A 10,299-nucleotide genomic window follows, 5' to 3' on the forward strand; every position below is an offset into this window, starting at 1 on the left:
AAGCGCTGCATCACAGTTGCCGAATGCACCGACCCGAAACCAAGCGCCTGGCCGGTCGACACGATCGTAACCCTCGTCGCCAAGCCTTTCTCCGAGAAGGCAGGCCCCGAGGTCATGGAGTATCTCAACAAGCGCTCCTGGAGCAACGAGACCATTGCCAAGCTGATGGCCTGGATGACCGACAACCAGGCGAGCGGCGAAGAAGGTGCCAAGCACTTCCTCGAGGAAAACCCGGATATCTGGAAGAAGTGGGTTTCCCCGGAAGCCGCCACCAAGATCGAGGCTGCGCTGTAATCAGCGACCGAAGCCCGGTGCGGTGTGTTCGCAGCACATCGCACCGTTCATGCCGACATAACAACAAGAACGCATCGGCTCTTTCGAGAAGGGGAACCGAATGGACTGGTTTTATCAATTTCCGCACATGAACGACAACGCGCTTCGAGATCTGAAGAAGGTCATCGACGAGACGTTTCGTGGTTTTACCCGCAGCTACGGCGATCTGATCGAAGGCTTCTTCGCGCCGCTGCAGCATTTTCTGATCGCCTCTGAACGGTTCATGACCAAGACACCCTGGCCGATCATCACGCTCCTCATTCTCGCCATCGCCTGGGCAGCGACCAGAAGCATTCGCATCGCCGCCGGCTGTCTCGTGACGCTATTGCTCATCGGCTACTTCGACATGTGGGACGATACGATGCGGACGATCTCGATGATCTTCGTCTGCACGATCCTGTCGATCGCCATCGGCCTGCCGATCGGCATTCTCATGTCGCGCTCCGACAGGGTCCAGCGGGTCGTCAACCCGGTGCTCGATGTCATGCAGACCATGCCGAGCTTCGTCTACCTGATCCCCGTCGTCATGCTGCTCGGCATCGGCAAGGTGCCGGGCCTGATCGCCGTCGTCATCTACGCCATCCCGCCGATGATCCGGCTCACCAATCTCGGTATCCGCCTGGTCGACAAGGATGTGCTCGAAGCGGCCGACGCCTTCGGCGCCGACAACCGGCAGAAGCTGTTCAAGGTGCAGCTGCCGCTCGCACTTCCGACGATCATGGCCGGCATAAACCAGACCATCATGATGGCGCTCGCCATGGTCGTCATCGCCTCGATGATCGGTGTTCAAGGCCTCGGCCAGCCGGTGCTGAAGGCGATCGCCAACCAGTATTTCACGCTCGGCATCTTCAACGGTCTCGCCATCGTCGGCATCGCCATCATGTTCGACCGGGTCAGCCAGGCCTATGGCGAACGGCTGCAGAAGCACCGGGAGGTCGTCCATGGCTGATCATGCTTTCGGCGGCATCAAGATCCGCCATCTCTACAAGATCTTCGGACCGAATGCGCAGGCGCATGTCGAAGCCGTCAGGAACGGCCTGACCAAGACCGAACTGAACGAACGTCACGGGCACGTGCTCGGTCTTCGCGACATCAACATCGAGATGCCCTCGGGCTCGATCCAGGTGATCATGGGGCTTTCCGGCTCGGGCAAGTCGACGCTCATTCGGCATATCAACCGGCTGATCGATCCGAGCGCCGGCGAAGTCCTCGTCGACGGCGTCGACGTGGTGAAGATGCCGGAAGCGGAACTGCGCGATTTCCGCCGCCACCAGACGGCCATGGTATTCCAGAAGTTCGCGCTGCTTCCGCATCGAAGCGTGCTCGACAACACGATCTTCGGCCTTGAAATCCAGGGCGTGACGCGTTCGCAAAGCATCGACACGGCCATGCGCTGGCTGGAACGGGTCGGGCTCAAAGGTTTCGAGCAGAAATATCCCAATCAGCTCTCCGGCGGCATGCAACAGCGCGTCGGGCTTGCCCGGGCGCTTGCCAACGACGCACCGGTGCTGCTGATGGATGAGGCCTATTCGGCGCTCGATCCGCTGATCCGCACCGACATGCAGACGGTGCTGCTCGACCTGCAGAAGGAGATCAGGAAGACGATCGTCTTCATCACCCACGATCTCGACGAGGCGTTGAGGCTCGGCGACCAGATTGCGATTTTGCGCGACGGCGAGGTCATCCAGCAAGGCACCAGCCAGGATATCGTTCTGCGGCCGGCCGACGACTATGTCGCCAATTTCGTCAAGGAAGTGAACCGGGGCCGTGTTGTCCATGTCGAGGCGGTCATGGCGCCACTTGGTGCGGCCGCAACGGGTGGGCCGAGCATCCCGGCCGACGTCACGATCGAGGAGGCCGTGCGAACACTTGCATCCGCCCCCGAAGGCGACATCACGGTCATCGATGCATCCGGCAGGCCTGTCGGCACCGTCACATTCCGTCAGCTGGCGGGCGCGATGGTCAATGCGCGTGAGGCAAGCGATCACACGACCGCAATCGCGGCCACCGCCGCCTGACTTCGCCGCCGTCTTAATTGGGGCGGTCTGCCGCCCCGACAATCTCTCCTCCGGGCGGCCCGCCCGGTACTGCATGGAAGGCGGAGAGAGCCCGCCTTCCAATCCCGATCCCCCTGCCCGGAGTCGCCTGATGTCGAAGAAGTTTCCCCGGCTGTTCTCCCCTCTCAAACTGCGGTCCCACACGCTGAAGAACAGGATCGTGTTCGGCGCGCACACGGCGAACATGGCGGTCGAGGGCCTGCCAACCGAACGTCACGCAGCCTACTACCGGGAGCGGGCAATCGGCGGCGCCGCAATGATCGTCGTCGAACCGATGCCTGTCCATGCCGCAGCCGTTTTGACCCGTGGCAATTTCCGCCATTCCGACGATGCCGTGATCCCTCACTTCAATAAGGTGGTCGAGGCGATCAAGGGCCATGGAGCGGTCGCAATCCAGCAGCTCTACCATGTCGGCGCCCATGGGGATTCCGACAACTCGTTCCATCCGCATTGGTCGCCCTCGGGCGGGCCGAGCTATCACGACAGCGACGGCTCGCATCCGATGACCGAAGCGGAAATCCTGGAGACGATCGACGGCTTCGTTGAAGCGGCGCGGCGATGTCGGGACGCCGGCTTCGACGGCGTCGAAGTGTGGGCGGCCTATCTCGGCATGGTCGATCAGTTCTGGACCCCTTGGTGCAATCGACGCGACGACCAGTGGGGCGGTTCGCTGGAAAACCGCACGCGCATGTCGCGGCAAATCCTGACGCGGATCAGAGAGGTCTGCGGCCCGGACTTCATCGTCGGCCTCGCCGTCAGCGACGAACCAGACGTGAAGGTCGCGCTCCAACGCGACGAATTGGCCGAAATCATCCGCCTACATGACGAACTGGGCCTCATCGACTATGTCACTTGCGGCTCGGGCGGCTACCTCGATTTCTACAAGCTGATGCCGACGTTCCTTTATCCGGAAAAACTTGGCGCCGACCTCGCTTCAGTCCTGAAGGGTGTCGTCAAGAACGCGCTGGTGATCGCCGAAAGCCACATCCGCACCCCGGAAAACGCCGAAACGGTGCTCGGCGAGGGAGCAGCCGACCTCGTTTCGATCGTGCGAGGACAGATCGCCGATCCGCATCTGGCGATGAAGGCGGCCGAGGATCGCCCGGATGATATTCGCGGCTGCATATCGTGCAACCAGATGTGCTGGGGCCGCCGGTCGCGGGATTACTGGATCAGCTGCCTTATCAACCCCTCAGTCGGACGCGAGGCCGAATGGAACGGCGATCGTTTTCTGAAAACCAGTGAGCCGAAACGCGTGCTGGTGATCGGTGGCGGTCCCGCCGGACTGGAAGCCGCTCGGGTGGCCGCCGAACGCGGCCACGAAGTCGTGCTCGCCGAAGCGTCGAGCCGCCTCGGCGGCAACTTCCTGTTGGCGGGCATGCAGCCGAGACGAGCGCAAATCCTCGATCTCATGGCCTGGTACGAGCGCCAGCTCGAGAAACTGAATGTGGACGTTCGCCTCAACACCTATTTCGAGGCGGAGGATATCGACCCATCCGAATTCGACCGCGTCATCGTCGCCACCGGCTCCTATTCCCCGGAGACGGGTTTCCAGAAGGCGCTGCCGACAGTCGAGACGATGCCGGGACTGGAAAAAGGCAACGTTTTCACGGTCGAAGCGGTCATGGCGCGCCAAGCTCGGCCGGGCAAACGCGTCCTGCTGCTCGACGAAGGCGGAGGCTGGCGCGGCTGCGGCACCGCCTGGAAGCTGGCCGAAGACGGCCACGATGTGACGATCCTGACGCCCGACCCTTTCGTCGGCAAGGAGTTGCAGAGAACCGCGGCCGATGTCCCCCTGCGACAGGCGCTCCGCAAGCTCGGCGTCGCATGGATCGTCGAAGCCAGCGTTACCGAATGGCATGGCAACGGCGCGACAATCATCGATCACAACACGGGAGAAGATCGCTTCGTCGAAGCGGAGGCACTGGTTACGGCTACGACGAACTCTCCGGCCGACTGGCTGACGCCGGGGCTCGCGGATCGAGGTATCGTCGCGCGCCAGATCGGCGATTGCGCGGCGCCGCGACAGGCGCCTTACGCCTTCTTTGAAGGTCGGAAAACCGCACTGGAGATCTGAACATGCAGCAAGAGATCCTGCTTGATCTAGAAAGCGCCGAAAAGCTCGCAATCCGCGCTTGTCTTGCAGCCGGTGCGAACGAACCGACCGCACGCTCGCTCGTCGACGCAACGTTGTCGGCTGCCCTCTACGGTTCCCCAAGCGTGGGCTTCCCCCACTTCGTCGACTACCTGCACAGCTTCAGCCAGGGGCGCATCAATGGCGATCCCAATCCGGCCCTGGAGAGGCCGTTCCCTGCATTCTTTTTGTCGGATGCCGATCAGGGAATTGCGCAGCTGGGTTTCGATCTCGCACTGGGCGATTTCGTCGAGGCTGCCAACAACTTCGGCGTCGCCGTTTTCTCCCAGAAGAACAGCTATACCACCGGCGAACTCGGCTACTACGTCCGCAGGCTCGCAGGACACGGATTGATTTCCATAGCAGCGACCAACGCCAATGCGATGCTGGCACCGACGTCTGGCGGCGCGGCCGTCTACAGCACCAATCCGCTGGCTTTCGGGTTCCCGTTGGCGGATCCAATGTCGCCGATGGTCATAGACCAGTCCTCGAGCGCAACGGCCTACGTGAACATCGTCGCAGCGGCGGCGGAGCGCCGTCCGATCCCGGAAGGTTGGGCGGTCGACCACGAAGGCCGGGCGACGCTCGACGCGAGCGAAGCATTGAAAGGCGCGCTCCTGCCGTTCGGAGGACGCAAGGGCGCGAACGTCGCCTTGATGGTCGAGATGCTGGCTGCCGGCATTTCGGGAGGTTCATGGTCGTTGGATGCGGGAAACTTCATGTCCGGGACCCGTTCTCCCGCCGTTGGACTGACACTGATCGCAATGGTGCCTGGCGGGAACCCCGACCAACGCATCGATCGGGCCAGCGCTCAGGTCGAGCGACTTCAAGGGCTCGGTGTCCATGTTCCCGGAACGAACAGACAGTCGCGATCAAGAGAGCGCGTCAAAATTCCTCTCGAGGTTTTCAAGGCGATAACGAAGATAGCCGGCGAAGCCTAGATCCCCGCGGGCTGTCGGCCAGTGGCGCGCAGGAACTGTCCGCGTCAATCGGCCATGGCTGTCGGTCGGCAACGGTTTCGCATCTTTTCTCGAAGCTGATGCGGCGTCATGCCGAAGTTCAGACGGAACCGTCGGCAGAAGTGAGCGCTGCTTGCGAAACCAACGTCGAGGGCGATCTCGATCATCGATTTCGAGGTCCGCTCGACAAGAAGTGCTGCCTTTCTCATGCGGATTTTTTCATAGGCGGTCGCAGGCGAGAAGCCGGTCTTGCTGTGGAAGATCCGCTCCAGTTGACGTCTGGACACGCCGACATGACCGGCGATCTTTTCGATCTCCCACCTGTCGTCGATATTCTCCTCCATGCAAAGCAAGGCCGCGCGGATGCGGCGGTCGCAATGCACGGGAAGTGCGATGGGCGTACGGCTTTGCAGGTCCGAGCCATCCCTGCGACGATCGAGTTGAAGGATCTCGATGGCGTTGCGCTCGGCGGCCGCACCGACATGCCTTCTGACGAGGAGAGCCGCGAGATCCGCGACGGCACTTCCCCCTGCACAGGTCGTCACGTTGCCGTCCTCGACAAAAAGACTTTGTGACGTCAGCCGGATATCTGGAAACCGCGCCTTGAAGTCGGAGTGATGAAGCCAACTCACGCAAGCCAGACTTCCGGCAAGCAGCCCTGCATCTGCAAGGATGAAACTGCCGGTGCAGACACCGATCAGCTTCACGCCCTTCTGTTGGGCCAGACGCAGGAAGCGCACCGCGTCATAGGACAGCTGCTCTTCGACGTTGAGTAAGCCACCAATGACCACGATGTAATCGAAGCGCTTGGGATCACCGAGCCCTGACGTGGGGGAAACCTGGACGCCGCAACTCGACCGGATCATGTGTGCCGTCGGACTGAGCACGTCCCAGTCGCAAAGGAGCCGCCCCGATCTGTCGTCCGTATCGCTGGCGAGCCTCAACGTATCGGCAAACAACGCGAACGCGCTCATTGTGAACTTGCGCGCAAGCAGGAAACCGACCTTCAGCCGCCTGGCCGATCGATTGGTCGCCCCGCGGTCCGGCCGGCTCGCAGCGACGACATACCCAGTTCCACGCTCGATCATCAGTTGCTCCTCAACGCGCGAAGGAAACGCTTGCTGGCCTGATATGACCGGCCGACCGAACGATACATAGCCGAGGTGAAGGACGATAATTTCTTTCACTAATGCCGGCATTAGCGGCAGGCATGATCTTCGGCGAGCACACTCGGATCGCTTATGGCGGCATTGGAACTTCTAATTTTCCAGCGCGCGCGAAGATTTCTACCCTGATCTTCGTCAAACGGCGCGATTGGCCGAGGAGAAGGAGTTTTGTGAGATGAACATGTTTGCGCGAGGAATGCCGAACGAACTTCTGCGGCTGCAGGAGATGCATAACGGTGAGAGGGTGAAGCCCACCTTCTCCGCAGGCGAAATGGAGCGTCGGCAAAATGCGATGCGGCGCATCCTCGAAGACCTGAAGCTCGATGGGGCGGTCCTGACCTCCTACCACAACATCTGCTACTTCTCGGACTTCCTCTATTGTTCCTTTGGCCGACGTTACGCCTTTGTCATCACGCCGGAAAAGGCAACGTCGGTCTCGGCGGGCATTGATGCCGGCCAACCCTTTCGGCGCACCTTCGGCGACAACATCACCTATACGGACTGGCAACGCGACAACTTCTTCCACGCCCTGCAGAAACTCCTCCCGAACGTCTCGCGCATCGGCATCGAGTTCGACCAGGTGAACCTAGATTTTCGTCGCCTGCTCGAGGAGGCTTTCCCAAGGGTCGAGTTTGTCGACATCGGCTTTCCGACCATGTGGCTGCGCACAATCAAGTCGCAGGAGGAGATCGCGCTCATCAAGGAAGGTGCTGCGACGGCCGATATCGGCGGTGCTGCTGTCGCCAAGGCCGTGCGCGAAGGCGTTCCGGAATATGAGGTGGCGCTTGCCGGCACGCAGGCTATGGTCCGCCACATCGCAGATCGTTTTCCTCATGCAGAACTGATGGACACCTGGGTGTGGTTCCAGTCGGGCATCAACACGGACGGTGCGCACAATCCGGTGACATCACGGCGTGTCCAGAAGGGCGACATTCTCTCGCTCAATTGCTTCCCGATGATCGCCGGCTACTACACAGCGCTTGAACGCACGCTGTTCCTCGACCACGCCAGCGATGAGCATCTTCGGATCTGGGAGATCAACTGCGCCGTCCATCGTCGCGGGCTTGAGCTTCTCAAACCCGGCGCGCGCTGCGGGGATGTGGCCACGGAACTCAACGAGATCTACCGAGAGCACGGCCTGCTTGGCTATCGCTCCTTTGGTTATGGTCACTCCTTCGGTGTGCTGTCGCACTACTATGGCCGCGAGGCAGGGGTAGAGTTGCGCGAAGATATCAACACCGTCCTTCAGCCGGGCATGGTCGTCTCCATGGAGCCGATGCTGACAATTCCGGACGGTATGCCGGGCGCCGGCGGGTACCGCGAACACGACATCCTGGTCATGACGGAGACCGGAAGCGAGAACATTACCGGCTTCCCCTTCGGCCCGCAGCATAATATCCTTCCCGCCTGACCCGTCCGCGGGCAACTTGAAACGGGCCGCCCGATCGGCCCGTTTCCTTTTGGAAGCGGTGCCGATATTCCGTGAGAAACATTCCGACTGACCTCCTTCGTACCTTTCTGGCAGTGATCGACCTGCGCAGTCACACGCGCGCTGCCGAACAACTCGGACGCACCCAGCCAGCCATCAGTCTGCAGATGAAAAAGCTGCAGGAACTGCTCAACGTTTCCCTGTTCGCCAAGGATGCAAGCGCTCAACCGACCGAGGCCGGAGAACTGGTTGCGAGCTACGCCCGGCAGATGCTGGCGCTGAACGACGAGATGATGCTGCGCCTCTCGCGGCGCGATCAGCATGGAAAGATCCGCCTCGGCATCCCGAATGACTATGCCGACCATTTCCTGCCAAAGCTGATGCCGCGCCTTGCCCGCAGCGGCCACGACTTCCGCTTCGAGGTCGTCTGCGACCTTTCCCATGTCCTCCTGCAGGGTCTTCGAAACGGGCTCTACGATCTCGTCGTGGCGATGACACCGGACGGGCCGGCGGAAGGCGCATTCATGACCTGGAAGGAGCCACTCGCATGGATCGGCGACGCTGCCGGCACTCTGGTGGCGGACGATAACGCCAATTTGCGGATCGTCTGCTATCCGGAAGGCTGTCTCTATCGGCGAGCCATGCTGACTGCGCTGCAACGTGACGGGCGCGGCTACGATCTGGTCTATACGAGCCCCAGCCTTTCCGGCCTTGAAGCAGCGGTCGGTTCCGGCTTCGGCAACACAGTGCTTGCCCGCCGGATCGTGCCAGCCAAGCTTGCAACACTCGACGACGCCCTCGGCCTGCCAAGGCTCGCGGACGTCGTCGTCGGCATCTATTTAAGTTCCGATCGCAAGCGCTCTGCGGTGGCGGAGAGCTTCGCAGCCCATTTCGCCGACGCCTTTCTTGCTGACACAAGAGAAGGCTGATCAGGCCTTCCGCGCGCTGCGGATGAGGCTCAGTGCCACAAAGAGCGCAATCGAGACGGTGGTCAGCAGGCTCGCCGCCGCCATGATGGTCGGATTGATCTGGTCGCGGATGCCGGAAAACATCTGCACCGGCAGCGTGCGCTGTTCTGCTCCAGTGAGAAAAAGAGCGACGATCACCTCATCGAAGGAGACGGCGAAGGCAAGCAGCGCGCCGGAGACGATGCCGGGCGAAATGAGCGGCAGTGTGACTGCGAAGAAGACACTGACAGGCCCCGCGCCAAGGCTCGCGCCTGCCCGGGTGAGGTTGGTGTCGTAGGTCGACAGCGCTGAAAGTACCGTGACGACGACGAAGGGTATGGAAAGTGCCGCATGCGCGAGCACCAATCCGGTGCGGGTGTTGGTGAGCCCGATCGAACCAAAAAACATGTAGGCGCCGACGGCGACGATGACCACTGGCATGATCATCGGCGAGATCATCAACGCCATGACAACCTTTCGGGCGGGAAAGCCGGGCCGGCTGATGCCGAGCGCCGCAAGCGTGCCGAGCAATGTCGCGATTGCGGTGCTGAAAAGAGCCGCGACAAGGCTGTTGAGGAGGCTTTTGGTCCAGCGGGTATTTTCGAAGAAATCGACATACCAGCGCCAGGAATATTCCTGGATCGGGAAGGTGAAAAACGGGTCCTTGGAAACCGAAAGCGGAAAGACGACGAAGAGCGGCCCGATCAGGAAGACGAGCACGGCGAAGGCGAAGGCGACTACCGCGAGCCGGCAGAGCCGTTCGCTGCGGGTCGCGTAAGCGGGAAGCCACATGGTTGTTCTCATCCGAGTTTGATGCGCTCCGCACCGACAAGGCGCAGGAACAGAAGGTAGATCGAAAGCGTCATGACCAGGAGCAGGCACGCGAGTGCGGCGGCCATTCCCCAGTTCAGGTCGCGGTTGATGTAGGTGGCAATGAAGTTCGACATCATCTGGTCGCGCGGGCCGCCAACCAGTGCGGGCGTGATGTAGTATCCGAGCGACAGGATGAAGGTCATCAGGCAGCCCGCGGCAACGCCCGGCAGCGTCTGCGGCGCATAGACCCGCCAGAAGGCGGAAAGCGGCGGGGCCCCAAGCGAGCGAGCGGCCCGCATCTGCCCCTCCGGAATGGACTTCATCACGCTGAGGATCGGCAAGATCGTAAAGGGCAGCTGAATATGCGTCATGGCGGTCACCGTGCCTAAGCGGGTCAGCATGAGCTGAAGCTTTTCCGTGGTAAGACCAAGCGCCAGAAGCAGCTGGTTGATCACCCCGTC

10 protein-coding genes are annotated in these 10,299 nt (G+C 61.3%); 7 read left to right on the plus strand and 3 right to left on the minus strand.

Annotation, left to right across the window (positions count from 1 at the left end; translation table 11 throughout):
* The 5 genes from I8N66_RS33350 to I8N66_RS33370 form a co-directional block, all read left to right on the plus strand.
* Window positions 1-294 (plus strand): glycine betaine ABC transporter substrate-binding protein (locus tag I8N66_RS33350; RefSeq protein WP_291163594.1); only part of this gene is annotated, 294 nt, incomplete at its 5' end.
* A gap of 100 nt (window positions 295-394) precedes the next feature.
* Window positions 395-1,282, plus strand: a complete 888-nt coding sequence (locus I8N66_RS33355; protein ID WP_113537287.1) for a proline/glycine betaine ABC transporter permease — start codon at window positions 395-397, stop codon at window positions 1,280-1,282.
* A complete protein-coding gene (locus I8N66_RS33360) occupies window positions 1,275-2,351 on the plus strand; it encodes a glycine betaine/L-proline ABC transporter ATP-binding protein (RefSeq protein ID WP_291163599.1) in 1,077 nt (358 codons plus the stop codon). The genes I8N66_RS33355 and I8N66_RS33360 overlap by 8 nt, the downstream gene beginning before the upstream one ends.
* Window positions 2,352-2,481: 130 nt before the next feature.
* Window positions 2,482-4,467 carry an FAD-dependent oxidoreductase gene (locus tag I8N66_RS33365; protein ID WP_291163602.1) on the plus strand — a complete coding sequence of 662 codons (1,986 nt, stop codon included), beginning with the start codon at window positions 2,482-2,484 and terminating at the stop codon, window positions 4,465-4,467.
* A 2-nt stretch (window positions 4,468-4,469) separates the two neighbouring features.
* Complete coding sequence (locus I8N66_RS33370) at window positions 4,470-5,465, plus strand: Ldh family oxidoreductase (RefSeq protein ID WP_291163605.1); 996 nt, start codon at window positions 4,470-4,472, stop codon at window positions 5,463-5,465.
* A 44-nt stretch (window positions 5,466-5,509) separates the two neighbouring features.
* Here the strand turns inward: I8N66_RS33370 and I8N66_RS33375 are convergent, their stop codons facing one another.
* Window positions 5,510-6,571: a GlxA family transcriptional regulator gene (locus I8N66_RS33375; protein ID WP_291163608.1), complete on the minus strand. Its 1,062-nt coding sequence runs from the start codon at window positions 6,569-6,571 to the stop codon at window positions 5,510-5,512.
* A 274-nt stretch (window positions 6,572-6,845) separates the two neighbouring features.
* Here I8N66_RS33375 and I8N66_RS33380 point away from each other — a divergent pair, with 274 nt between their 5' ends.
* Both I8N66_RS33380 and I8N66_RS33385 read left to right on the plus strand, forming a co-directional pair.
* Window positions 6,846-8,060: a M24 family metallopeptidase gene (locus tag I8N66_RS33380; RefSeq protein WP_291163620.1), complete on the plus strand. Its 1,215-nt coding sequence runs from the start codon at window positions 6,846-6,848 to the stop codon at window positions 8,058-8,060.
* Between the two features lie 71 nt (window positions 8,061-8,131).
* A complete protein-coding gene (locus I8N66_RS33385; protein WP_291163611.1) occupies window positions 8,132-9,007 on the plus strand; it encodes a LysR family transcriptional regulator in 876 nt (291 codons plus the stop codon).
* Here I8N66_RS33385 and I8N66_RS33390 read toward each other — a convergent pair whose 3' ends face one another.
* Both I8N66_RS33390 and I8N66_RS33395 read right to left on the minus strand, forming a co-directional pair.
* A complete protein-coding gene (locus I8N66_RS33390) occupies window positions 9,008-9,817 on the minus strand; it encodes an ABC transporter permease (protein ID WP_291163614.1) in 810 nt (269 codons plus the stop codon).
* 8 nt (window positions 9,818-9,825) lie between these two features.
* Window positions 9,826-10,299: ABC transporter permease (locus tag I8N66_RS33395; RefSeq protein ID WP_291163617.1), on the minus strand; the 474-nt coding region annotated here is incomplete at its 5' end.

Source organism: Ensifer sp. SSB1, from assembly GCF_016652895.1.
Taxonomy (GTDB): domain Bacteria; phylum Pseudomonadota; class Alphaproteobacteria; order Rhizobiales; family Rhizobiaceae; genus Ensifer.

Bases quoted from the DNA above. Each gene is read 5' to 3' on its own strand.
- I8N66_RS33355 (WP_113537287.1), top strand. From the start codon at position 395: ATGGACTGGTTTTATCAATTTCCGCACATGAACGACAACGCGCTTCGA.
- I8N66_RS33360 (WP_291163599.1), top strand. From the start codon at position 1,275: ATGGCTGATCATGCTTTCGGCGGCATCAAGATCCGCCATCTCTACAAG.
- I8N66_RS33365 (WP_291163602.1), top strand. From the start codon at position 2,482: ATGTCGAAGAAGTTTCCCCGGCTGTTCTCCCCTCTCAAACTGCGGTCC.
- I8N66_RS33370 (WP_291163605.1), top strand. From the start codon at position 4,470: ATGCAGCAAGAGATCCTGCTTGATCTAGAAAGCGCCGAAAAGCTCGCA.
- I8N66_RS33375 (WP_291163608.1), bottom strand. From the start codon at position 6,571: ATGATCGAGCGTGGAACTGGGTATGTCGTCGCTGCGAGCCGGCCGGAC.
- I8N66_RS33380 (WP_291163620.1), top strand. From the start codon at position 6,846: ATGCCGAACGAACTTCTGCGGCTGCAGGAGATGCATAACGGTGAGAGG.
- I8N66_RS33390 (WP_291163614.1), bottom strand. From the start codon at position 9,817: ATGTGGCTTCCCGCTTACGCGACCCGCAGCGAACGGCTCTGCCGGCTC.